This window comes from Streptomyces sp. NBC_00443 (assembly GCF_036014175.1).
Classification (GTDB): Bacteria; Actinomycetota; Actinomycetes; order Streptomycetales; family Streptomycetaceae; genus Streptomyces.
On the sequence record NZ_CP107917.1, the window covers coordinates 2,410,177 to 2,433,063 of the forward strand.

Sequence of the window (22,887 nt, forward strand, 5' to 3'; positions counted from 1 at the left end):
AGGGAGCCTGCCCGGCGACCGCGTCAGCGCAGGCGAGCCACTCGCCACACGGCCAGAACGACGATTGCGGCGACGACCAGGGCATACGCGATCACGACCCGCCAGTCCGGTCTGCGCCCTGAGCCCCGCTGCGGCAGCCCCGGCCAGGTGTAGCCGACGCGGCGTGCGGCCATCATGCCCCAGCCGGCCGCGCAGGAGCAGATCAGGAGCCCCAGCATGGCGATCACGGCCCCGCTGTCGCCGAAGTCGAAGGCCAGGGGGAATGCGAACATCAGGGAGCCGACCGCTGCCAGGGACACGATGGGCGCGAGCTGCCAGATACGCAGTCGGCGCTGCGGGCGCAGCTCGACCTCGACCTCCGGGCCGCCGGCGTACATCTCCTCGGGCTCGGGGCCGTCGTCGGTGACGCCGCCCTCTGGCTCGTCGTCCAGGTCCGGGCTCAGACGGTCGCCGTCCCGCTCCGGTTCGTCCCGGTCGGCGGTGACGTTCTCGGTGCCTTGTGCGGTGTCGCGAGGGCCGGCCTCCATCGCCACGCGCCCTCCCAACTCGGACTCCACTTGGTCGATCGAAGCTCGATGATGGCACGGCGCCGGAGGCCGGGATGACGGCCGGAGCGTCCCGATGCAATCACGTGATCAGGCTGTAACCGGTCGTTCGACCAACGCCAGTGCGAGATGCGGAAGTTCTGTGAGATCTGCCGCAGCCCCACTCAGCCAGTGCACCCGCGGGTCGCGCCTGAACCATGAATCCTGGCGGCGCGCGAAGCGCTTGGTGGCACGAACGGTCTCGGCCCGCGCTTCTTCCAGCGTGCACTCCCCGGCGAGCGCCGCGAGGACCTGCTGGTACCCGAGTGCGCGCGAGGCCGTACGCCCCCTGCGCAACCCCTGCGCCTCGAGCTCGCGGACCTCGTCCACGAGCCCGGCGTCCCACATCCGGTCGACCCGGCTCGCGATGCGCTCGTCCAGCTCGGGTCGGGCCACGTCGACGCCGATCTGGACCGTGTCGTAGATCGAGTCATGACCGGGGAGATTGGCCGTGAAGGGCTGGCCGGTGATCTCGATCACCTCGAGAGCCCGGACGATACGGCGGCCGTTGCTGGGCAGGATCGCCTGCGCGGCCTCGGGGTCGGCGGCGGCGAGGCGGGCGTGCAGCGCGCCGGATCCGCGCAGCGCGAGCTCCTCCTCGAGCCGGGCCCTGACCTCGGGGTCGGTGCCGGGGAACTCCAGGTTGTCGACGGCACCACGGACGTACAGCCCCGAGCCGCCGACCAGGATCGGCCAGCGCCCCTCGGCGAGCAGTGCGTCGATCCGCTCCCGCGCGAGCCGCTGGTACTCGGCGACGGACGCCGCGACGGTGACGTCCCAGATGTCCAGGAGGTGGTGCGGCACGCCCGCGCGCTCCTGGGGCGTCAGCTTGGCGGTGCCGATGTCCATCCCTCGGTAGAGCTGCATGGAGTCGGCGTTGACGACCTCACCCCCGAGCTGCTGGGCGAGGAAAACGCCCAGATCGGACTTTCCGGCCGCGGTGGGTCCGACTACGGCGATGACACGGGGGGCGAGGGGTGCACTACTCACCGCCCCAGTCTCGCAAACCTCACGGGGTGGCCTCGAACGAGTTACGTGACGGCACACGCGCGGGGTCGTTTCCTGTTGCGAGGTTTTCGCCGCCGGTTTCGAGGAGGCGGCGGCCCGGGGGCGCAAACGGACGCACCGGACGACGCGGGATTTCGCCCGCACGAGTAACGTATGGAGTGGATATGGGCGTTTTCGCACGACTTTTGCGGAGGTCGAAGGCCACGGACGAGACGTCAACCGCCGAGGCCCAGGCCGACACACCAACGGCCGAGCCGACGGCGGAAGAGGCGGCGGAGGCGAAGGGGACGGCCGAGACCAAGGCCGAGGACGCGGCCGAGTCGACGGCGGCGGAGGCCGTCGAGGCCGATGCCGACACCGACGACGGCGTCGAGATCCCGAAGCAGCAGTCCGCCGACGAGGCAGCCGACAGTGAGGCCGGCGAAGGCGCCCGCACGTAACTGCCCCGCGCGGGAAGGTGAAGCATGGGTCTGATGCACAATTTGAAAGCCAAACTCGCCCCGGCCAAGGACAAGGTCTCCGACTTCGCGCAGCGGCACGAGGAGCAGGTCCATCACGGCCTCGACAAGGCCGCGAGGGCCGTCGACCAGCGGACCAAGGGCAAGTACAGCGACAGGATCCACACCGGCACGGGCAAGGCCAAGGGCGCCATGGGCCGACTCGCGCACAAGGACGACGACACGGCGACCGGCAGCAGCACACCTCCGCCGGACGCACCCCCGCCGACCACCTGAACGGCACATCGCCGGACGGCCGCGGAGCTTGACCGCTCCCGGCCGTCCGCCGTTTCCGGACGGCGTCGGCGTGCCCCTGCGAGCTGCGCCGACGTGCGCACGACCAGTCCGACGTGAGCCCAGGCCGACGCGGGCTACGACCAGGTCGCGACCAGGTACGCCACGCCGTACGGCGCGTCCTCATAGAGCAAGGCGCCCTCAAGTCCCGCCTCCTCGGCAGCGCCCGCGAGGACCTGCCAGGAGGCTCGGCCGGAGGCCTTCAACTCGCGTGCGAGCTCGGTGTCCAGCTCCTTGAGGGCGGCCACGTCCGCCTCGCCCAGGGCACGCGCGACGGACGCGTCGAAGGGTGCCGCCCGCTCATCGAGGTAGCCAGGAGCCTTGAGCGTGCGGCAGGCACTGGAGTCGCCCATCACCAACAGCGCCACCCGGTCGGCTCGGGCGGCGGTGTCCCTTCCGATATCAATACACCGCTCGGCCTCGAGAGGTTCCCTCACACCGAGCCCCTCGATCGGGGCGTCCGCCCAGGTGGTCCGCTCCAGCAGCCACGCCGCGACAGCGAGCGAGGTCGGCAGCGCACGCCGTGGCTCCTCCGCCGCCTGCGCGCCCAGTCGAACGTCGACGTCCACGCCGAAGCCCCGGAACGAGCCCGGCGTACCTTCGGCGTACGTTCCGTGGCCGCTCTCCTCAGCAGGTCCGACGACCACGAGAAGGTCGGGCCTGGCGGCTGCGAGGACGCCGAGCGCGTCCGTGCACGCCGCCCGCGCGGCGTCCAGCTCGGGTGCAGCCCCCGCGGCGACCTGCGGGACGAGGAGAGGCGGGCAGGGGCAGACTGCGGCAGCGACAAGCATGATCGGCAGGGTAACCCCGCGGGTCGGCCGGGTGTCACTCCTCGATGAGCACGCCGGTCAGGTCGAGGACCCTGAGCGCCTCAGTCGCAGCCGCAGCCGCTCCCCGTCGTCACCGGCTGCGGAGCCGGGACGCCGATCTTCGGGAGGCCGAGCATCACGCCCGCGGGCGTGGCGGCCTCGGCGGTGTTGCGCTTCTCCCAAGCGTCACCCGCGCGCGTGCGGCGCACGTCCAGGGCGGGCCCCTCGGCGAGGAGGTGGTGCGGGGCGGCATACGTGATCTCGACGGTCACCACGTCGCCGGGACGGACGTCCTGCTCCGGCTTGGTGAAGTGGACCAGGCGGTTGTCGGGGGCACGCCCGGACAGGCGGTGGGTGGCGCCGTCCTTGCGGCCCTCGCCCTCGGCGACCATCAGCTCGAACGTGCGGCCGACCTGCTTCTTGTTCTCCTCCCAGGAGATCTCCTCCTGAAGGGCAACGAGGCGCTCGTAGCGCGCCTGGACGACCTTCTTGGGGATCTGGTTCTCCATGGTGGCCGCGGGGGTGCCGGGGCGCTTGGAGTACTGGAAGGTGAACGCCTGCGCGAAGCGGGCCTCGCGGACCACGTGCAGCGTCTGCTCGAAGTCCTCCTCCGTCTCGCCGGGGAAGCCCACGATGATGTCGGTCGTGATCGCGGCGTGCGGGATGGCGGCGCGGACCTTCTCGATGATCCCCAGGTAGCGATCCTGACGGTAGGAGCGGCGCATCGCCTTCAGGACCGTGTCCGAGCCGGACTGGAGCGGCATGTGCAGCTGCGGCATCGCGTTCGGCGTCTCGGCCATGGCGGCGATGACGTCGTCGGTGAAGTCGCGCGGGTGCGGGGACGTGAAGCGGACGCGCTCCAGGCCGTCGATGTTCCCGCAGGCCCGCAGCAGCTTGCTGAACGCCTCGCGGTCGCCGATGTCGGAGCCGTACGCGTTGACGTTCTGGCCGAGCAGCGTGATCTCGCTGACGCCCTCGGCGACCAGGGCCTCGACCTCGGCGAGGATGTCGCCGGGGCGGCGGTCCTTCTCCTTGCCGCGCAGGGCCGGGACGATGCAGAAGGTGCAGGTGTTGTTGCAGCCGACGGAGATCGACACCCAGGCCGCGTAGGCGCTCTCGCGCCTCGTCGGCAGCGTCGACGGGAACGCCTCCAGCGACTCGGCGATCTCGACCTGCGCCTCCTCCTGCACGCGCGCGCGTTCCAGCAGGACGGGCAGCTTGCCGATGTTGTGCGTGCCGAAGACGACGTCCACCCAGGGCGCCCGCTTCACGATGGTGTCGCGGTCCTTCTGTGCGAGGCAGCCGCCGACCGCGATCTGCATCCCGGGCCGCTTGGTCTTCATCGGCGCGAGATGGCCGAGGTTGCCGTACAGCTTGTTGTCGGCGTTCTCACGGACCGCGCAGGTGTTGAATACCACTACGTCCGCGTCGCCGTCCGAGCCCTCGGGCGCGCGTACGTAACCGGCGTCTTCGAGCAGCCCGGACAATCGCTCGGAATCGTGGACGTTCATCTGGCACCCGTAGGTGCGCACCTCGTATGTCTTCACGCCCACTGCCTGGCTCCGGTCGCTGCTGCTCATGGGACAAGGGTATGCGGTCGTGAAAGCCCGTTGGCCCGGCCCGAGACGGTCACGCCGTGAGCGCCCGACCGTCCGTCGCCGGCCCGGCTAGGTCGTGTCCGGCCTAGGCCCCGTCGCCGCCCCACCCCTGGCGGCGCAGCACACTCGATACGTCGGGTACTTCGTAGTGCTCACCCTTGAGGACCTTGCCGTCGGCCCGGCGGGCGACCCGGCCGTCGGGGCCCAGCTTGGTCATGTTGGACCGGTGGATCTCGGCCAGGACGGCATCGAGGTCGATGCCGTGGACCAGGGCCGTTCCGTACGCGACGTAGACCACGTCGGCCAGCTCGTGCGCGAGCTTGTCGAGCGGGCCGGCGACGGACACCTCGGCGACCTCCTCGGCCTCCTCGGCCTCCTCGGCGAGCAGTTCCCCACGATGGGCGGCGAGTTCCGGGGAGACCTCGGTCGGTGTACTGCGGGCGTCGAGACCGAAGGCGAGGTGGAATTCACGGACCAGGTTGGCGGGAGAGGAACTCATGCGGCGACTTTGTCGGCGGGGTCTGACAGTCGGGTCGACAGCCGGGTCGGACCGTCCTCGCCGCGGGTGCGACCGCCGCTGACGGTGTTGAGGCGGGCCGGTGGCGGAGGCCGATCGCTGTCGGTCGCCTGCCTCCCCGCCCCCTCCGTGCCGTCCGCCTGTGACCCCTGCCCTGGTCAGCACCGCGTTCCTGCTGGCAGGATCGCGGACATGTCCAAGGCACTCACCCGCATCAGCAGGCGCCGGGCCCTGCAGGGCGCGGCGGCCGGGCTCGTGACCCTCGGGTTGCTGCTGTGGTGGCTGCTGCCCCTCGGTGAGGAGACGCCGAGCGGGACGATCACTTTCAGTACGGGCACGCGCGCGGGGGTGTACCAGGAGTACGGCGAGCTTCTGCGCGAGGAGCTTGCCAAGGACATGCCGCAGCTGAACGTGCGGCTGCTGACCAGCGCCGGGTCCCAGGAGAACGTCGAGCGTGTGGCGACCGGCAAGGCCGACTTCACGATCGCCGCCGCCGACGCGGTGGACACGTACCGGATCGACGGCAAGCCCGTCATGGACCGGCTGCGCGGCGTCGCCCGCCTGTACGACGACTACGTACAGCTCGTCGTCCCGCCGGACTCGGACATCCGCTCCGTCGCCGACCTCAAGGGCAAGCGGGTGGCCATAGGGCTACCCCACTCCGGCGTGCGGCTGATCGCCACGCGCGTGCTGGAGGCCGCCGGCATCGACCCGGAGAAGGACATCACGCCCAGGTCGGACGGCATCGACACCGGGCCCAAGCGGCTGGGGCACGAGCTCGACGCGTTCTTCTGGTCGGGCGGGGTGCCCACGGGCGGGCTGGAGCAGATCGCCGAGACCTCCGCGTTCCGGTTCGTGCCGATCGACGCCGGCCTCGTCGCCAAGGTGCACGCCCAGGGCGACGCGGCCCACTTCTACCGGGCGACCAACATGCCGGAGTCGGCCTATCCGACCATCCAGAACGGCGACACGGTGCCCACGATCGCCGTCTCCAACCTGTTGATCACCCGCAAGGACATGGACCCCCGGCTCACCGAATGGCTGACCCGGACGGTGATCAAGAGTCGCGACGGCATCGGCGCCCACGTCCACTCCGCGCAACTCGTCGACCTGCGCACGGCGATCTACACCAACCCCCTGACCCTGCACGCCGGGGCTCGGAACTATTACCGCTCGGTGAAGCCGTAGGGCTCTGCCGAACCGCGGGACTCGGTGAAGCCATGGGGCTCCGCCGAACCGCAGGAACGGTCGAGCGGTCGAACGGTCGAGCGGGACCCGATCAGCCGCACTGAGGCACCGGACCCGGTCAGCCCCGTTAAGGCGTCGGCCCCGACCGGGGTACCGCCACCGTCACCCGCAGCCCGTGCGGCTCATGACGTCCGTACGAGATCGAGCCGCCGCCCGCCGCGAGCAGCGCCCGCGAGATCGACAGGCCCAGGCCTGAGCCCTTGATGTTCTGGTGCCGTCCGCTGCGCCAGAAGCGGTCGCCGACGCGGGCGAGTTCCTCGTCGGTGAGGCCGGGGCCGTTGTCGGTCACCTCGATCGTGGACGTATTGCCGTCGGCGGTGACGGTCACATCGACGCGCTCGTCCTTGGGCGTGAACTTGACCGCGTTGTCGATCACCGCGTCCAGCGCGCTGGACAGCGCCACCGGGTCGGCCCAGGCGGTGGTGGGCGGGCAGGTCCCCACCAGCCGAACGCCCTTGGCCTCCGCGGTCGGCGCCCAGGCTGCGACGCGCTCGGCGGCCAGCGCACCGACGTCGGTCAGCCGGAGGTCGGCGGCGGTGTGCTCGGCGAGGGCCAGGTCGAGCAGGTCGTCCAGGACCTGCGCCAGGCGCTTGCCCTCGGCCTGCACCGAAGCGATCTCCTGATTGCCCTCCGGTAGCTCGAAAGCGAGCAGTTCGATCCGCAGCAGCAGCGCCGCGAGCGGGTTGCGCAGCTGGTGCGAGGCGTCGGCGACGAAGGCGCGCTGCTGCTCCAGCACGTCCTCGACGTTGTCCGCCATCTCGTTGAACGACCGGGCCAGCCGCCGGAGTTCCGGCGGACCACTGGCGACCGCGACACGGGACTTCAGGCGGCCGCTCGCGATCTCGTGCGTGGTCACGTCCAGTACACGCACCGGCCTGAGCACCCAGCCGGTCAGCCTGAGGGCGGCCCCGACGGCCACCAGCATCGCGGCCGTCAAGCCCGCGCCGATGATCAGCCAGCCGTGCAGGATCCGCGAACGCATCTGGCCGGTGGGCGAGTCGGTGACCACGACCGCGACGACGTCACCGTCCCGGATGACCGGTGAGGCGATGACGAGCCGGTTGCGCTGCCAGGGCCACACCTGCTTGGGGTCGTGGCTGCGCCGGCTCAGCAGCGACTCCTCGAAGGCGTCGCGCTCCTCGCCGACCTCGGGCAGGAACCAGGTCGTCGGCCCGTTGGCCAGGGGTGTGTCGTTGGGCAGGAAGACACCGGCCCGGATGCCGTAGACCTCGTAGTAGCTCTCGAGTTCCCGGCTGAGGATGCGCAGCTCGTCTCGGGACTCGGAGGTGGCGGTATCCGCGGCAGGCCGTGCGATGGCCGCGAAGTACGCGGTGTCGTCGATGCGGTCGACGACCAGCTTCTGCTGCTGGGCCGCGGCGAGGCTGACGGCGAGCGGTACGCCGAGGGCGAGCAGGACGGCCGCCATAAGGATGATGAGCAGCGGGAGAAGACGAGTGCGCACCCTTGCCCGCTACGAGGCCGGGGCGACGAGTCGGTAGCCGACGCCGCGTACGGTCTCGATCAGCGCCGGCATGCGCAGCTTGGCGCGCAGGGACGCCACATGCACCTCAAGAGTGCGCCCGGTCCCCTCCCAACTCGTGCGCCACACCTCACTGATGATCTGCTCCCGCCGGAAGACCACGCCGGGGCGCTGGGCGAGCAGGGCCAGCAGATCGAACTCCTTGCGGGTCAGTTGGATTACCGAACCGTCGACGCTGACCTGGCGGGTGTTCAGTTCGATGTGTACGGCGCCCATGCGCAGTACGCCGTCGCCGCCCGTCCCGGTGTCCTCCGGAACGGTGCGCCGGCTGACGGCGTGGATCCGGGCGAGCAGCTCTCCGGTGTCGTACGGCTTCACCACATAGTCGTCGGCACCGAGGTTGAGGCCATGAATACGCGAACGGACGTCCGAGCGCGCGGTGACCATGATCACCGGGGTGCTGGTGCGCTTGCGGATCTTGCCGCAGACCTCGTAACCGTCCTGGTCGGGCAGGCCGAGGTCGAGGAGGACGACGCCGAAGCCGTTGCCCTCGGGGACGAGCGCCTGGAGGGCCTCCTCGCCGCTACGCGCGTGCGTGACGTCGAAACCGTGACGTGCCAGGACCGCGGACAGCGCGGCGGCGACGTGGTTGTCGTCCTCGACGAGGAGCAGTCTCATCCCGGCCTCCTTCGGTTCATCGGACGTACGATTCGGACAGGTAAACAGTGCGTGCACGCGCGCGAGTGCACCAAGGAAGTCACGCTGATGGACGATGACGCCGTCAAGTGGGTTCCGGTTGCTCGCGGCTTCCGTTATCCAGCCGGTACGCGCCCAGGTCGCAAGTGCTACGACACGTGTCCGATTGCTATCGGATCGTGATGCTCAGATTCACCTCAGAACTAATGACGCAGGTCGGATACGGTTACTACTGTCCTCCGAAACCGAGGAGGACGGAGCCTGAGAGCGATGACCGAAGTATCGGTGGCCAAGGAAGATGCGGCCGCGACCGGCGACCTGGTCGTCCTGAAGAACGTGAACAAGCACTTTGGCGCGTTGCACGTGCTCCAGGACATCGACCTGACGATCGCCCGCGGTGAGGTCGTCGTGGTCATCGGACCCTCCGGGTCCGGGAAGTCCACCCTGTGCCGCACCATCAACCGCCTCGAGACGATCGACTCCGGCGCGATCGCCATCGACGGCAAGCCGCTGCCCGCTGAGGGCAAGGCGCTTGCCAAGCTGCGCGCCGACGTCGGAATGGTCTTCCAGTCCTTCAACCTTTTCGCGCACAAGACCGTGCTCGAGAACGTGATGCTGGGACAGATCAAGGTCCGCAAGACGGACAAGAAGGCCGCCGAGGACAAGGCCCGCGCCCTGCTCGACCGGGTGGGTGTGGCCAGCCAGGCGGACAAGTACCCTGCCCAGCTCTCCGGCGGCCAGCAGCAGCGTGTGGCCATCGCCCGAGCGTTGGCCATGGACCCCAAGGTCATGCTCTTCGACGAGCCGACGTCGGCTCTCGACCCGGAGATGATCAACGAGGTCCTGGAGGTCATGCAGCAGCTCGCCCGGGACGGCATGACCATGATCGTCGTCACCCATGAGATGGGCTTCGCCCGTTCGGCCGCCAACCGAGTGGTGTTCATGGCAGACGGCAAGATCGTCGAAGAAGCTGTGCCGGACCAGTTCTTCAGCAACCCGCGCAGCGACCGCGCCAAGGACTTCCTGTCCAAGATCCTGCATCACTGACGGATCCCGCCCCACTGACGGACTGCGTCACGCAGCCGACGACCTGCGTCAACCGCCGCACCTGACGGCACGCATCTCTTCATCACGCAAAGGATGTTCACCATGAAGCTCCGCAAGGCCTCCGCCGCGGCCGCCGCTGCCGTCGTCCTCGCTCTGACCGCCACCGCTTGTGGTGGTGACGGCGACAGCGACAGCGGGTCGGGTTCCGGGGGCGGCGACAAGATCAAGATCGGCATTAAGTACGACCAGCCGGGTCTCGGCCTGAAGGAGCCCGACGGTTCCTTCTCCGGCTTCGACGTCGACGTCGCCACGTACGTGGCGAAGGAGCTCGGCTACGAGCCCGACCAGATCGACTTCGTCGAGACGAAGAGCGCCGACCGTGAGAACGCGCTCGCCCGTGGCGACGTGAAGCTCATCGCGGCCACCTACTCGATCACCGACGAGCGCAAGCAGAAGGTCGACTTCGCCGGCCCGTACCTGCTGGCCCACCAGGACCTGCTGGTCAAGTCCGACTCGAAGATCACCGAGGCCACCGACCTCAACGGCGAGAACCTGTGCTCGGTGGTCGGCTCGACCTCGGCGCAGAACGTCAAGAAGGACTTCGCCCCGAAGGCCAACCTGAAGGAGAACAGCACCTACTCGGAGTGCATCTCCTCGCTGCAGAGTGGCACCGTGGACGCCCTGACCACGGACGACTCGATCCTCGCCGGTTACGCCGCGCAGGAGCAGTACAAGGGCAAGTTCAAGCTCGCCGGCCTCAAGCTGAGCAACGAGAACTACGGCATCGGTGTGAAGAAGGGTGACACCGAAACCGTGAACAAGGTCAACGCCGCCCTCGAGAAGATGGTCAGCTCGAAGGCCTGGGACAAGGCGGTCGCCGACAACCTCGGTCCGGCCAACTACAAGAACGAGCCCGCGCCGAAGATCGGCGTCATCGTCGAGTAGCGCAGTGCCTGACCGGCGCGCCGCCGTCCACCGCGATCAGGGCGCGGCGCGTCGCGCTATCCACAAACGCCACCCACCCGGAAGCGCGGGAGATCGTGTTCGACTTTCTTTCTAACTATGACGACCCAACCCTGTTGGGTGCCTTCTGGATGACGGTGAAACTCACCGCCGTCTCCGGCCTCGGTTCCCTGATCTGGGGCACTCTGTTGGCCGCGATGCGAGTCAGCCCAGTCCCACTCATGCGTGGGTTCGGCACGGCCTATGTGAATATCGTCCGAAACATCCCGCTGACGGTCATCATCATCTTCACCTCGCTCGGCCTCGCCGATGTCTTCGGCGTGACGTTGGGCGCCACCGACTTCAAGGTCCAGGGCTTCCGCCTGGCGATCCTCGGTCTCGTCGGCTACACCGCGGCCTTCGTCTGCGAGGCGATCCGTTCCGGCATCAACACCGTGCCGCTCGGCCAGGCCGAGGCGGCCCGTGCCATCGGGCTGACGTTCACTCAGACCCTCCGGCTCATCATCCTGCCGCAGGCCTTCCGCTCGGTCATCGGCCCGTTGGCCAACGTGTTGATCGCTCTCACCAAGAACACCACGGTGGCGGCCGCGATCGGTGTGGCCGAAGCCGCCTACCTGATGAAGGCAATGATCGAGAACGAGGCCCAGACGCTGCTCATCGGCGCGGTCTTCGCCTTCGGTTTCGTGGTACTGACCCTGCCCACCGGCCTCTTCCTCGGCTGGCTGAGCAAGCGACTGGCGGTGAAGCGATGAGTTCCGTTCTCTACGACGCCCCGGGCCCTCGCGCCAAACGGCGCAATGTGGTCATCTCGGTGGTCTTCTTCGCCCTGCTCGCCCTGCTCGTGTGGTTCGTCTGGGACGCCATGGACGGAAAGGGTCAGCTGGAGTGGGCCCTGTGGAAGCCGTTCACGGAGTCCAACGCCTGGACGACATATCTGCTGCCGGGACTCGCCAACACGCTGAAGGCAGCGGCACTTTCCATGGTGATCGCCCTTCCGCTGGGCGCCTTCTTCGGTATCGCACGCATGTCCGACCACCGGTGGGTACGGCTTCCGGCCGCCTGGGTGGTCGAGTTCTTCCGGGCGATCCCGGTCCTGCTGCTGATGCTGTTCGCGAACGAGTTCTACGACCGCTGGACGAACGTCACGACTGAGGAGCGGCCGATCTACGCGGTCGTCACCGGCCTGGTGCTCTACAACGCGTCCGTCCTCGCCGAGATCGTGAAGGCCGGCATCCTCTCCCTGCCCAAGGGGCAGTCCGAGGCCGCGATGGCGATCGGCCTGCGCAAGAATCAGACGATGCGGACCATCCTGCTGCCGCAGGCCGTCACCGCCATGCTGCCGGCCATCGTCAGCCAGCTCGTGGTCATCGTGAAGGACACCGCGCTGGGCGGCGTGATGATCGGGTTCACCGAGCTGCTCAACGCGCGCGGCACCCTGGCGGCCAACTACGGCAACGCCATTCCCAGCTTCGTCGTGGTGGCGATCATCTACATCGTCCTCAACTTCATCCTCACCAGCTTCGCGAGCTGGCTGGAGAAGAGGCTGCGGCGCAGCAAGAAGAGCACGGGCGCGGTCCTCAGTGCTGAGGACATGGAGGAGCTCAACCCGGCGGCGGTCGGCGGCTCCTTCGGGACCGGCGCCGAAGGCGGCGGCCTCCCGGGCGGCAGGACCTATACCTGACGAACAATCAAATAGCACGAACAGCACGGAGGGCAGTGGCATGATCGCCACTGCCCTCCGTCACTTGACGCAAGCACCGGCAATGGGTTGCATACGTTCTGTGATCGTGCACCCTGCTCCAACTTTCTGTTCACTTGCGTCCCTCGGGACACCGCTGCGGGCAGGGGGCGCTGCGCCGTGGACCCGGTGATCATCGTCGGAGCGGGGCCCGTGGGGCTCACGCTCGCCCTGGCGCTGGCCCGTCAGGAGGTGCCGTCCGTCGTCCTCGACGAGGGGCCGGGCAAGGACGAACCCCGCCTCGCGCGCACCGTCGTCCTGCGCGAGGACACCGCCGCCCTCATGGAGCGCCTGACGGGTGTGCCTGTCGCCGAGGCCGGGGCCCGCTGGGCCGGATGGCGGGCAATGAGGCGCAAGCAGGTGATGCGCGAGGTCACGTTCGGCGACGCGGCGGACGAGCCCGAGGGCGTCACGAATCCCGCCCCCCTGCACATCGCCCAGCACGTGCTGACCGGCGCCCTGCGCGCGGCCCTCGTGGGCGAACCGCTCGTCAAGGTCGCCGTTGACAGCCGCCTGGACGCCGTCGAGCAGGAACCATCGGGTGTCACCGCCCACACGCGCGGCCCCAAGGGCACCTGGTGGCGGGGCAGTTACCTGGTCGGCTGCGACGGCCCGCGCTCGACCGTGCGCAAACTCCAGGACATCCGCTTTCCCGGCCGTACGGCGGTGGAGCGACACGCCGTGGCCGCGCTGCGCGCGGAACTTCCCTGGGACGGTCAGGCGTTGCTCCATCGGATGCCGCCGTGGCGGATGTCCGGACCTTCGGCCGGGGAGGTCACCGGACGACCGCTCGCGGACGGGGTGTGGCGCCTGGACTGGCTGCTGCCGCCGGGCAAGGACCTGGTCACACCCGAGCTGCTGGTGGCTCGCATCCGGGAGACGCTCGCCGGCTGGACCGGTGGGCCGACACCGCCGTACGAGCTCCTCGACACCGGGGTTCACACGGTCCACCACCGGCTGGCCCGCCGCTGGCGGGTGGGTCGTGTGTTTCTCGCCGGGGACGCGGCGCACTGCCTCGGCACGCTCGGCACGCACGGGCTCGACGAGGGGCTGCGGGACGCCGACAACCTCGCCTGGAAGCTGGCACCGGCCTGGCACCACGGGCCGCACGAGGCGCTGCTCGACAGCTACCAGGCGGAGCGGCGCGCCGTCGTCGCCGCCCGGCTGCGCGCCGCGGACCAAGCGCTGCCGCTGCTGCGCGGCGGCGGTGGGCTGCGTGCCTACGTCCCCGGCTCCGCCCGGGGTCATGACGCGCTGCTGATGGACGGCCACCTGGGGCACGGAGCGATCGGTGCGCTGGGGACGTACGCCGAGTCGCCGCTAGCGCCCGGGCCCCTGGAGGGCGAGGTCCCGGTGGACACGCCGCGCGGTGCGCCGGTCGTGGACGTGCGGGTCACGGCGGAGGACGGCTCCTTCGTGCAGCTGCGCGACCGGCTCGGGCGTGGCGCGCTGCTGGTGCTGCTGATCGCGCCGGGCACGGGCGTCTGGGAGCGCAAGCACTGGGCCACCGCCGGGATCATGCCTCGGCTGGCGGCCGCGGTGACAGCACTGCCGTACCGAGCCGAGTTGCTGGTCGCGGAGGCCTATCCGGGGGCAGCCGCGCATTCGGTACTGCTGGTGCGGCCCGACGGCCATCTGGTGACCGCCTTGAGCGGAGTGCGGCCGACCGATCTGTACGCGGCAGCCGAGGCGGCGCTGGGCGGACCGGCCAAAGCACACGCACAGGCACAGGCACCGGCACAGGCCGGGACTGCGGAGGCGGGGCCCACACAGACGGCGGCGGAGGCCGGGGCTGCGGCCGGCTCGCGCTGACGTCGAAGAGAACTCGCGCTGACCCTGTCGTAGGGAACCGGCCTTCACTGAACCGGAAAGCAGCACTCACTGTCACTGTGCGGTCCGCATAGTGACAGTGAGTTGACCGGTCCGCACCGGCGTGGTGTACTCCGGATCGTGACCGACACCTGTGTGCGCCTGTGGCGGAGGGTCCATATGGACCTCGTCCGCTATGCGGGCTGCGTGTGTCGCCCGTCCTGCTGAACTCGCATCCCCTTTCCCGCGCGCGCCACTCCTGACTCTGTCGCCTGTGCTGTCGCGCGCTCTTCGCGAACCCTCTTCAGGACGGTGCCCGTGTCCCTACCCTCTGCCGCCTCCCCCACCGCCGTCGCCGCGTCCGAGCCCGGCGCCAGGCCGAAGCCCGCGCCGTTCTCCGCGCCGACGCAGGCGGACCTTCTCGACTTCGTACGGCGAACGGCCGCCGACACCGAGCTGGTCGCCTCGCTCCCGCTCGATCCCGAGGGCCGTACCTGGGTACGGCTTGAGGGCCCTGGCGGCAGTGAGGCCTGGTTGATCGGCTGGCCGCCCGGGACGGGCACCGGCTGGCACGATCACGCCGACTCGGCCGGCGCCTTCGTGACGGCGGCCGGTGAGCTCAAGGAGAACTCGCTCGCTGTCCGGCTGCCCGCCGACGGCTGGAAAACACTGGAACTGACGGACGACGTGGACCGGCAACGGCGCCTGCCCGCCGGAAAAGGCCGCTCCTTCGGCCACCACCACGTGCACGAGGTGCTCAACGAGTCCCCCGACCGGCACGCGATCTCCGTTCACGCCTACTACCCGCCCCTGCCGCAGATCCGCCGCTTCAGCCGCAGCGGGCCGATCCTGCGCCTGGAGCAGGTGGAGCGCCCGGAGGACTGGCAGTGAGCGGGGTGGCCGGAGGCGAACCTGTGCTGCACAGTTCGAGTGAACGGCAGGTTGGCAGCGGTGAGTTGAAGGCGAGTGCTTTGGGGTGCGTGAGCGAGTTGCCCGGGCGGCGGGGGCGAGTGGGAGACAGGCATGGGTGACGTGGTGGGACGCGGCGTGGACGAACGGCCCGTCGGCATCGACGAGTTGCTGGAGCGGGTGCGCGCGGGCTACGAGCGGATGGAGCCTCGGGATGCGTACGAAGCCGCTCAGGGAAGCGAGGCTCTGCTGGTCGACATCCGGTACGCGGCCCTGCGAGAGCGGGACGGTCTGATCCCGGGCGCCCTCGTCGTCGAGCGCAACGAACTGGAGTGGCGGCTCGACCCGCAGGGCAGCCACCGCGCTCCCGAGGCCACCGGTCACAACCTGCGGGTCGTGGTGATCTGCAACGAGGGCTACGCGTCCAGCCTGGCGGCCGAGTCGCTGCGGCGGCTGGGGCTGAGCCGGGCCACCGACCTGGTCGGCGGGTTCCAGGCATGGCGGGCGGCTGGGCTTGCGGTGACATCGGGGGTGGGGGCGGACGCCTAGGCCGGCGATCCCGGCCCGAACGCGATGGGCGCCCCCGCGCGTCCACCGTGTCCGGCGCCGGAATCCCGCGGTCGCGAGGCCACGCCCACTTCCGGGACCCCTACCGGGGTCAGAATCCCTCGCTCTCGAGGAACTCCGTGTCCTCGCCCTCCTCTTCCAGCGCCTGGCGGACCACCCGTAGGGCCATGCCCTCGGGATAGCCCTTGCGGGCGAGCATGCCCGCGAGGCGGCGCAGACGCTTGTCGCGGTCGAGGCCGCGCGTGGAGCGCAGCTTGCGGGCGACGAGTTCGCGTGCGGTCGTCTCTTCCTGCTCGGAGTCGAGCTGGGAGACGGCAGCGTCGATCAGTGTGGAGTCGACGCCCTTGGTGCGCAGTTCCTGCGCGAGTGCGCGGCGGGCGAGACCTCGGCCGTGGTGCCGGGACTCCACCCAGGCATCCGCGAACGCACTGTCGTTGATGAGGCCGACCTCCTCGAACCTCGACAGCACCTCCTCGGCGGCTTCGTCCGGGATCTCCCGCTTGCGGAGTGCGTCCGCGAGTTGCTTCCGTGTCCGCGGGGTCCCGGTGAGCAGGCGTAGGCAGATCGCCCGCGCCTGCTCCACCGGGTCCGCCGGGAGGTCCCCCTTCTCGGCCCTCGACAAGGAGGGGGCGCCTCCGTCTTCACCGGGCGACTCCCCGAAGCCGCGCCGACGGCGCCCCCGCCCCCCGGCTGCGCCGCCCTCACCGCGCATCCTGCGGCCACCCCGGCGCGAGCCGCCGCCGGAGTGTCCACCGCCGTCCGTCGGACCGCCCTGCATCCGCTCGCCGCCGCCCTGGATGCCTTCGCCCGGCCAGTCACCACCGCCCGGGATGCCCTTGCTCGGCCCGTCGTCGGACGGCCCCTCCGTGCCGTACGACGCCGCGCTGCCGTATCCCCCGTAACCGCCCCGAGCGGTTTCTCCGTCGTAGCTACCCCGGTCCACGTCTCCCCCGTGGCCGCCGCCCCTCCCCCGCTCATGCGGAACATCGAGGTGGGCGGACTCGGCCCGATCGGTTCGCCACGCTTTTGAATCAGCCACCGTACGGATCAGCTCTTGGCTGCCGCGGCCTTGGTCTTGGCCGTCTTGGCCACCGCCGGAGCGGGCACCGTCTTCGCAGCGTCGTCCGGAGCGGCGGCGGCGACCGCAGCGTCCGCGCCCGGCTCGGCAGCCGGCTCCTCGGGCCGCACGCCGACGCCCAGCTTCTCCTTGATCTTCTTCTCGATCTCGTTGGCCAGGTCGGGGTTGTCCTTCAGGAAATTACGCGCGTTCTCCTTGCCCTGGCCGAGCTGGTCGCCCTCGTACGTGTACCAGGCGCCGGCCTTGCGGACGAAGCCGTTCTCCACGCCCATGTCGATCAGGCCGCCCTCGCGGCTGATGCCCTGGCCGTAGAGGATGTCGAACTCGGCCTGCTTGAAGGGCGGCGCGACCTTGTTCTTGACGACCTTGACGCGAGTGCGGTTGCCGACCGCATCGGTGCCGTCCTTCAGGGTCTCGATGCGACGGATGTCGAGCCGCACCGAGGCGTAGAACTTCAGCGCCCGGCCACCCGTCGTGGTCTCCGGCGAGCCGAACATCACGCCGATCTTCTCGCGGAGCTGGTTGATGAAGATCGCGGTGGTCTTCGACTGGTTGAGCGCGCTGGTGATCTTCCGCAGCGCCTGGCTCATCAGACGGGCCTGCAGACCGACGTGGCTGTCGCCCATCTCGCCCTCGATCTCCGCGCGCGGGACGAGCGCGGCGACGGAGTCGATGACGATCAGGTCGAGGGCACCGGAGCGGACCAGCATGTCCACGATCTCCAGCGCCTGCTCGCCGTTGTCCGGCTGGGAGAGGATCAGGTTGTCGATGTCGACGCCGAGCTTCTTCGCGTACTCGGGGTCGAGGGCGTGCTCCGCGTCCACGAAGGCGACCTGGCCGCCCGCCTTCTGAGCGTTCGCCACCGCGTGCAGGGTCAGCGTGGTCTTACCGGAGGACTCCGGTCCGTACACCTCCACCACGCGGCCGCGTGGCAGGCCGCCGACGCCGAGGGCGACGTCGAGCGCGGTCGACCCGGTGGGGATGACCTCGATGGGCTCGTTCGGCCGCTCGCCCAGGCGCATGACCGCGCCCTTGCCGAATTGCCGTTCAATCTGTGCGAGCGCGGCGTCCAGGGCCTTCTCGCGGTCGGTACCTGCCATGGGTTCCACCCGGTTTGCTTGAGTCGATCGCTTCACGTCAAAGACGCTAACGCCTGCCACTGACAATGGGCCCCGACGCCCGTCCGGCCTGTGGATAACTCGGGAACTTCTCCATCCAAACCGTGGCTAAATGCCCGCCGAGCGCCTCGTCGGCATCTCCATGAGAATGGATGTTCGATTTTAGTGTCAAGCGCACCACACGGCACCTACGAGACTACGTCCGCGGCCTGACACCGCCCCGGGTTCCCGGCCGACAGCCCGCTCCTCGGGTGGATAGCCCGCCCGCCGTCACGGCGACACTGCCCCCTGTTCCTGCCTGCCACGCCGGGCGTCGGCTGACCCTCAGGAGGAGTTCCCGCCTGGGTCCTCCGTCTTCGACCCTGGCTCGGCCGCTCCCGGCCGCGGGGCCCACAGCGCACGCGCGCGGGCGACCAGGCCCCGCCCCGCTCCCCGTCCCCAGTGGTGCCCGTGCACTCGGGGGTCGTCGGTGACGTCGTACCGCTTCACATACGCCCCCAGGAACGCCTGCAGCGTGGCGATCGCCGGGATAGCGATCAGCGCGCCCACCGCGCCGAGGAGGGCGGTGCCCGCGACGACCGAACCGAAGGCGACCGCCGGGTGGATGTCGACGGTCTTCGAGGTCAGCTTGGGCTGCAGCACGTAGTTCTCGAACTGCTGGTAGATCACGACGAAGATCAGCACCCACAGCGCGTACCAGGGATCGACCGTGAAGGCGATCAGCATGGGCAGGGCACCCGCGAGATACGTGCCGATGGTGGGGATGAACTGCGAGACAAGGCCGACCCACACGGCGAGCACTGGCGCGTACGGCACGTCCAGGCTCGCCAGCAGGATGTAGTGGGCGATGCCGGAGATGAGCGCCATCAGGCCGCGCGAGTACAGGTAGCCGCCGGTCTTGGTGACAGCGATCTCCCATGCGCGCAGCACCTCGGCCTGCCTGGCGGGCGGCAGTACGGAGCACAGCGCGCGGCGCAGTCGCGGGCCGTCCGCGGCGAAGTAGAACGAGAACAGCGTGATCGTCAGCAGCTGGAAGAGACCGCCAAGGACCTGGGCGGACACGGCCAGGACGCCGGTGGCGCTGTTCTGCACGTAGTTGCGCAGCCAGTCGGAACGGAGCAGGCCCTCCTGGACGTCCACGCGGCGCAGCTCGGTGTTGAAGTGCGCGTTGATCCAGTTGATGACGGAGTCGAGGTAGCTCGGCAAGTCCTCGACGATCTTGATGATCTGGCCCGCGAGCATGGATCCCAGCAGTGTCACGAACCCGGCGGACACGATGATCACGGCGAGGAAGACGATGCCGGTGGCCAGTCCCCGTCGCATGCCGCGCGCGGCCATCCAGCTCACTGCGGGCTCGATGGCAAGAGCCAGGAAGAACGCGATGAGGACGTTGATCAACAGCCCGGTGAGCTGGTGAAATGCCCAGCTGCCCAGCTGGAACGCGCCGACGAGCGCCAGCGCGAGCACCATGGCGCGCGGTAGCCAACGAGGCATGCGCGCGTCCGGCCCGGCGTCGCCCTCGCCCGGTGGCGGGGTGGGCGGCGTCGTGCCGAACGGGGATCCGTGCCCGGCGAGCTGCCCGGTCTCGTCAGTGCGTGCCACCCAGCAAGTGTCGCCCACGCCACCGACAAACGGCTTCGGTCCTGCGATCTTCGTGACCGGTCAGCGCTTCTCACCCGGAACGTTCATGACGGCACACACCACACGCCACACGTCCTTCGCCTCCCAGCCGGCGTTCAGCGCCTCTTGCACCGTGCACCCGCCGAGCTCCGTCATCACGTGGTCGCGCGCGAAGGTGTCGGCGTAGCCCGGACCGAAGTGATCCGCCATCCGCTCCCAGAAGACCGTCAACCGCATGCGTCCAGTATCCCGCCCCTGAGAGTGGGCCTGCGCCGGGACCACTTGTCGAGACCGCTTTCCGTCCTACGGTCTGACGCATGCCCGAAACAGGAGCTTCCGCACTCCCCCGACGCACTCGACGCGCTCCCCGCTCTTCCGCGCCGAGCAGTTCGTCTGGCTCAGCGCGCGCGTGCTCGAGCAGCGTCTCTTCGCGTACCACTTCCTGAACGGTGCCGCCGACCCGGTGGAGACCGCGCTGGACGCCTACCGCAACGAGGACGGCGGGTACGGCCACGCGCTGGAGCCCGATCTGCGCGGCCCGGTCAGCCAGCCGCTGCACACCGGTCACGCCCTGCACATCCTGGACGCCATCGAGCGCTGCGGCGGACAGCGCGTGGATCGCGTCTGCCGCTACCTCACCTCGGTCTCCACGCCGGACGGCGCCCTCCCGGCGATCCATCCCAGCCAGCGCGGCTACCCCGCCGCACCCTTCATGCCGATCGTGGACGACGCTCCCAGCTCGCTCCTGGCCACCGGACCGGTCGTCGGACTGCTGCACCGCAATGAGGTGTGGCACGCCTGGCTGTTCCGGGCCACGGACTTCTGCTGGCAGGCGGTCGAGTCCCTGGAGAAGTCCCATCCGTACGAGATCGAGGCCGCCGTGGCCTTCCTGGACTTCGTTCCCGACCGTCCGCGCGCGGAGGCGGCCGCCGACCGTTTGGGCCGCCTCGTGCGCGAGCAGCGCCTTGCGGCACTGGAGCCGGACAACCTCGACGCTTACCCGCCCTCCCTCGGCTACGCCCCCGGCGAGCACCATTTCCCGCACGACTACGCGCGGACACCGCGCTCCTTCGCGCGCGCGTGGTTCACGGACGACGAGATGAGCCGCTCCCTCGACCACCTCGCCGACGAGCAGCAGGAGGACGGCGGCTGGCCGATCCATTGGCGTCAGTGGGCGACGAGCGTCGCCTCCGAGGCCCGTCCCATGGTGACGATGGAGGCACTGCGCACGCTCAGGGCGTACGGCCGCCACATCGGCTGACGAACCTCACCCACCCATCGCGCGTACCCCTGCCGTCACCAGCACAGCCGCCGCGACGACAAGCAGGAACGGAGCCCGCAGGACGAGCGCCACGGCAGCCGCAGCGACTCCGGCCACCCTCGCGTCCAGTACCAGCGCCTGACCGTCACCGAACGTCTGCTGCGCCGTGAGGGCGGCAAGGAGGGCGACGGGCAACAGGGCGGCAAGCCGCCGTACGAGGGGCCTCTCCAGAGCACCCGCGGGCACGAGCAGCCCGATGAGCTTGACGCCGTAGCAGCCAAGGGCGGTGACACCGATCGCGATCCAGGTGTTCACAGCTCCCCCTCCCGCACGTCTCCCCGACGCCGCCCCTGCGCCCACACCACGACCGGCGCCGCAAGGGCGGCAATCAGCACAGGCACGCCTGCAGGCAGAACCGGCAACAGCCCGAGACCCAGCACCACAGCCAGTCCGGCGACAGCCCGCTCGGTCGCGGACTTCAGCATCGGCGCGAGCAAAGCCAGAAAGACAGCAGGCCCGGCCGCATCCAGCCCCCAGGCATCGGTGTCCCCCATGGCCTCCGCGCCGAGCCCACCGAGGAACGTGGTGAGGTTCCACAGCACGTACAGGCTGAGCCCCGTCACCACGAACCCGATCCGCGCACTGCGCCGAGTCGGCTGCGCCAGCGCGACTGCCGCCGTCTCGTCGATCACCCACTGCGCGGCGAACGGCCGCACCGCGCGCGTGAGGCTGAGCAACTGCGACAACCGCAGCCCATAGAAGGCATTACGCACGCCAAGGAAGAACGCACCCGCGGCCGCGGTCCACGGACCACCCCCGGCAGCAAGCGCCCCGACCAGCGCGAACTGCGAGGCTCCCGTGAACACCAGCAGGCTGAGCGCACAGGTCTGCAAGAGCGTGAGCCCACTCCCTGCCGACGTCACCCCAAAGGCGAACCCGGACAACCCGACGGCAACCCCCACGCCCAGGGCGTCCCGGACAACTACCCCGTCGGGCTTGCCTTCGTCGACACGAAGGTCTTCAAGAGCTTTCTGTTCTGCCACACCCGCGACGCTAGGACAGCCCCTGCCACACGTCTTGTACGTTCTTGCGCTCCCGCTGATAGGCCCCCGGTGGAACGCCGACGATCCGGCTGAAGTGCCGATTCAGATGCGGCTGATCGGTGAACCCCACAGCAACGGCCGCCTCCGCCGGCGAGACCCCCGCATCCAGCATCCGCCGTGCCCGCCGCACCCGCGCATCGGTCAGCCACGTATGCGGCGGCATCCCGTACAGATCCCGAAACGCCCGCAGCAAGGCAAACGGACCGGTACCGAGATCGACAGCCAGCCTCTCCAGACTGGGCGGCTCAGCCATCCGTCCCTCAAGCACCTCACGCGCGCGTACAGCGACCCGGGCCCCCGCAGTCCGCACCTCCCGCTGCGGAAGGGCCCCACCGTTCAACCGCAGCAGCCGGGTCACAGCCACGCGAAGCAACGTATCGGCGGCCAGCGCGTTCCCCTCATCCGCAGCCCGCAACACCTGATGAACCAACCCCACGGCATACGCATCATCGAGCACCGGCCTGACAAACCCCGGCGTCCCCCGAATAGCAGTGGTCTCCCCCGCTATCTCGGCCACCACCTCGGGCGACGGATAGACGGCCCCGTACTGCCACCCCTCAGGAACCCCGGCCCGCCCGGTATGCGGCGTATCCGGATTGACCAACGCAAGCGCACCGGCCCCCGCGTACTGATCAGCACCCCGACAGTGGAAGACCTCCACACCATCGGCGATGGCGGCGATCACAAAGTTCTCATGGGTATGCCGCACAAACGTCTTCCGCACATACCGAGCCCGCAGCAGATCAACACCGGGCAGGTCGGCGTACTGCCAATGCCGCGCCCGCTCACCCGAACCTGCCATACCTCCATTCTCCGCGACGGCAAGGCACCTCCAACCGGCGCACCCCCACGGCCCAGCACTCGCGTACGGCCCCGCCCCACCCACCGGCCGCAGGCGCCACGCGAACCCCCACCGGAGATTTGACCGGCCGTCGCAGGCATC

Annotated in this window: 26 protein-coding genes; 12 read left to right on the top strand and 14 right to left on the bottom strand. The window is 69.6% G+C overall.

Going from position 1 to position 22,887, the window contains the following annotated elements:
• Positions 1 to 23: 23 nt before the first annotated feature.
• Both OHO27_RS10635 and miaA read right to left on the bottom strand, forming a co-directional pair.
• Complete coding sequence (locus OHO27_RS10635; RefSeq protein WP_328430400.1) at positions 24 to 527, bottom strand: hypothetical protein; 504 nt, start codon at positions 525 to 527, stop codon at positions 24 to 26.
• 108 nt (positions 528 to 635) lie between these two features.
• A complete protein-coding gene (miaA, locus tag OHO27_RS10640; protein WP_328422602.1) occupies positions 636 to 1,574 on the bottom strand; it encodes a tRNA (adenosine(37)-N6)-dimethylallyltransferase MiaA in 939 nt (312 codons plus the stop codon).
• 182 nt (positions 1,575 to 1,756) lie between these two features.
• On the opposite strand from miaA, the gene OHO27_RS10645 reads away from it, so the two are divergent.
• Positions 1,757 to 2,032 carry a hypothetical protein gene (locus tag OHO27_RS10645; RefSeq protein WP_328422604.1) on the top strand — a complete coding sequence of 92 codons (276 nt, stop codon included), beginning with the start codon at positions 1,757 to 1,759 and terminating at the stop codon, positions 2,030 to 2,032.
• A 24-nt stretch (positions 2,033 to 2,056) separates the two neighbouring features.
• Positions 2,057 to 2,326 (top strand): antitoxin, encoded by a 270-nt coding sequence (locus OHO27_RS10650; protein WP_328422606.1) that lies wholly within the window; start codon positions 2,057 to 2,059, stop codon positions 2,324 to 2,326.
• A 134-nt stretch (positions 2,327 to 2,460) separates the two neighbouring features.
• On the opposite strand, the gene OHO27_RS10655 is transcribed toward OHO27_RS10650, so the two are convergent.
• The 3 genes from OHO27_RS10655 to OHO27_RS10665 all read right to left on the bottom strand — a co-directional run bounded on the left by OHO27_RS10655 (position 2,461) and on the right by OHO27_RS10665 (position 5,289).
• Positions 2,461 to 3,174 carry a class III extradiol dioxygenase subunit B-like domain-containing protein gene (locus OHO27_RS10655; RefSeq protein WP_328422608.1) on the bottom strand — a complete coding sequence of 238 codons (714 nt, stop codon included), beginning with the start codon at positions 3,172 to 3,174 and terminating at the stop codon, positions 2,461 to 2,463.
• Between the two features lie 80 nt (positions 3,175 to 3,254).
• Positions 3,255 to 4,772 (bottom strand): tRNA (N6-isopentenyl adenosine(37)-C2)-methylthiotransferase MiaB, encoded by a 1,518-nt coding sequence (gene miaB / locus OHO27_RS10660; RefSeq protein ID WP_328422610.1) that lies wholly within the window; start codon positions 4,770 to 4,772, stop codon positions 3,255 to 3,257.
• Positions 4,773 to 4,875: 103 nt separating this feature from the next.
• A complete protein-coding gene (locus tag OHO27_RS10665; protein ID WP_328422612.1) occupies positions 4,876 to 5,289 on the bottom strand; it encodes a MazG nucleotide pyrophosphohydrolase domain-containing protein in 414 nt (137 codons plus the stop codon).
• Between the two features lie 210 nt (positions 5,290 to 5,499).
• Here OHO27_RS10665 and OHO27_RS10670 point away from each other — a divergent pair, with 210 nt between their 5' ends.
• Positions 5,500 to 6,495, top strand: a complete 996-nt coding sequence (locus OHO27_RS10670) for a TAXI family TRAP transporter solute-binding subunit (RefSeq protein WP_328422614.1) — start codon at positions 5,500 to 5,502, stop codon at positions 6,493 to 6,495.
• Between the two features lie 127 nt (positions 6,496 to 6,622).
• Here OHO27_RS10670 and OHO27_RS10675 read toward each other — a convergent pair whose 3' ends face one another.
• The gene (locus OHO27_RS10675; RefSeq protein WP_328422616.1) at positions 6,623 to 8,017 is read right to left on the bottom strand and encodes a sensor histidine kinase; all 1,395 of its coding nucleotides are present in this window, start codon (positions 8,015 to 8,017) and stop codon (positions 6,623 to 6,625) included.
• A gap of 9 nt (positions 8,018 to 8,026) precedes the next feature.
• The gene (locus OHO27_RS10680) at positions 8,027 to 8,713 is read right to left on the bottom strand and encodes a response regulator transcription factor (RefSeq protein WP_328422619.1); all 687 of its coding nucleotides are present in this window, start codon (positions 8,711 to 8,713) and stop codon (positions 8,027 to 8,029) included.
• 288 nt (positions 8,714 to 9,001) lie between these two features.
• Here OHO27_RS10680 and OHO27_RS10685 point away from each other — a divergent pair, with 288 nt between their 5' ends.
• The 8 genes from OHO27_RS10685 (at position 9,002) to OHO27_RS10720 (ending at position 15,746) form a co-directional block, all read left to right on the top strand.
• Positions 9,002 to 9,778, top strand: a complete 777-nt coding sequence (locus OHO27_RS10685; RefSeq protein WP_328422621.1) for an amino acid ABC transporter ATP-binding protein — start codon at positions 9,002 to 9,004, stop codon at positions 9,776 to 9,778.
• 102 nt (positions 9,779 to 9,880) lie between these two features.
• The gene (locus OHO27_RS10690; protein ID WP_328422623.1) at positions 9,881 to 10,723 is read left to right on the top strand and encodes a glutamate ABC transporter substrate-binding protein; all 843 of its coding nucleotides are present in this window, start codon (positions 9,881 to 9,883) and stop codon (positions 10,721 to 10,723) included.
• 95 nt (positions 10,724 to 10,818) lie between these two features.
• A complete protein-coding gene (locus tag OHO27_RS10695) occupies positions 10,819 to 11,493 on the top strand; it encodes an amino acid ABC transporter permease (protein WP_328422625.1) in 675 nt (224 codons plus the stop codon).
• Positions 11,490 to 12,422, top strand: coding sequence for an amino acid ABC transporter permease (locus tag OHO27_RS10700; protein ID WP_328422627.1), 933 nt, complete (start codon positions 11,490 to 11,492; stop codon positions 12,420 to 12,422). The genes OHO27_RS10695 and OHO27_RS10700 overlap by 4 nt, the downstream gene beginning before the upstream one ends.
• Positions 12,423 to 12,599: 177 nt before the next feature.
• Positions 12,600 to 14,291, top strand: a complete 1,692-nt coding sequence (locus OHO27_RS10705) for an FAD-dependent monooxygenase (RefSeq protein WP_328422629.1) — start codon at positions 12,600 to 12,602, stop codon at positions 14,289 to 14,291.
• 153 nt (positions 14,292 to 14,444) lie between these two features.
• A complete protein-coding gene (locus OHO27_RS10710) occupies positions 14,445 to 14,516 on the top strand; it encodes a putative leader peptide (protein ID WP_309544753.1) in 72 nt (23 codons plus the stop codon).
• Between the two features lie 90 nt (positions 14,517 to 14,606).
• A complete protein-coding gene (locus tag OHO27_RS10715) occupies positions 14,607 to 15,179 on the top strand; it encodes a cysteine dioxygenase (RefSeq protein ID WP_328422631.1) in 573 nt (190 codons plus the stop codon).
• Between the two features lie 132 nt (positions 15,180 to 15,311).
• Complete coding sequence (locus OHO27_RS10720; protein WP_328422633.1) at positions 15,312 to 15,746, top strand: rhodanese-like domain-containing protein; 435 nt, start codon at positions 15,312 to 15,314, stop codon at positions 15,744 to 15,746.
• Between the two features lie 109 nt (positions 15,747 to 15,855).
• Here the strand turns inward: OHO27_RS10720 and recX are convergent, their stop codons facing one another.
• The 4 genes from recX to OHO27_RS10740 all read right to left on the bottom strand — a co-directional run bounded on the left by recX (position 15,856) and on the right by OHO27_RS10740 (position 19,817).
• Complete coding sequence (recX, locus tag OHO27_RS10725) at positions 15,856 to 16,596, bottom strand: recombination regulator RecX (protein ID WP_443059701.1); 741 nt, start codon at positions 16,594 to 16,596, stop codon at positions 15,856 to 15,858.
• Between the two features lie 215 nt (positions 16,597 to 16,811).
• Positions 16,812 to 17,942 carry a recombinase RecA gene (recA, locus tag OHO27_RS10730; protein ID WP_328422637.1) on the bottom strand — a complete coding sequence of 377 codons (1,131 nt, stop codon included), beginning with the start codon at positions 17,940 to 17,942 and terminating at the stop codon, positions 16,812 to 16,814.
• Between the two features lie 342 nt (positions 17,943 to 18,284).
• Positions 18,285 to 19,562 (bottom strand): AI-2E family transporter, encoded by a 1,278-nt coding sequence (locus OHO27_RS10735; RefSeq protein ID WP_328422639.1) that lies wholly within the window; start codon positions 19,560 to 19,562, stop codon positions 18,285 to 18,287.
• Between the two features lie 60 nt (positions 19,563 to 19,622).
• Positions 19,623 to 19,817: a DUF3046 domain-containing protein gene (locus OHO27_RS10740; protein WP_328422641.1), complete on the bottom strand. Its 195-nt coding sequence runs from the start codon at positions 19,815 to 19,817 to the stop codon at positions 19,623 to 19,625.
• A 172-nt stretch (positions 19,818 to 19,989) separates the two neighbouring features.
• On the opposite strand from OHO27_RS10740, the gene OHO27_RS10745 reads away from it, so the two are divergent.
• A complete protein-coding gene (locus OHO27_RS10745) occupies positions 19,990 to 20,841 on the top strand; it encodes a hypothetical protein (RefSeq protein WP_328422643.1) in 852 nt (283 codons plus the stop codon).
• Positions 20,842 to 20,847: 6 nt separating this feature from the next.
• On the opposite strand, the gene OHO27_RS10750 is transcribed toward OHO27_RS10745, so the two are convergent.
• The 3 genes from OHO27_RS10750 to OHO27_RS10760 are packed head-to-tail and all read right to left on the bottom strand — an operon-like array spanning position 20,848 to position 22,746.
• Positions 20,848 to 21,156: an AzlD domain-containing protein gene (locus tag OHO27_RS10750; protein WP_328422645.1), complete on the bottom strand. Its 309-nt coding sequence runs from the start codon at positions 21,154 to 21,156 to the stop codon at positions 20,848 to 20,850.
• A complete protein-coding gene (locus tag OHO27_RS10755) occupies positions 21,153 to 21,884 on the bottom strand; it encodes an AzlC family ABC transporter permease (protein WP_328422647.1) in 732 nt (243 codons plus the stop codon). The genes OHO27_RS10750 and OHO27_RS10755 overlap by 4 nt, the downstream gene beginning before the upstream one ends.
• A gap of 10 nt (positions 21,885 to 21,894) precedes the next feature.
• Complete coding sequence (locus tag OHO27_RS10760; protein WP_443059533.1) at positions 21,895 to 22,746, bottom strand: AraC family transcriptional regulator; 852 nt, start codon at positions 22,744 to 22,746, stop codon at positions 21,895 to 21,897.
• Positions 22,747 to 22,887 lie beyond the last annotated feature (141 nt).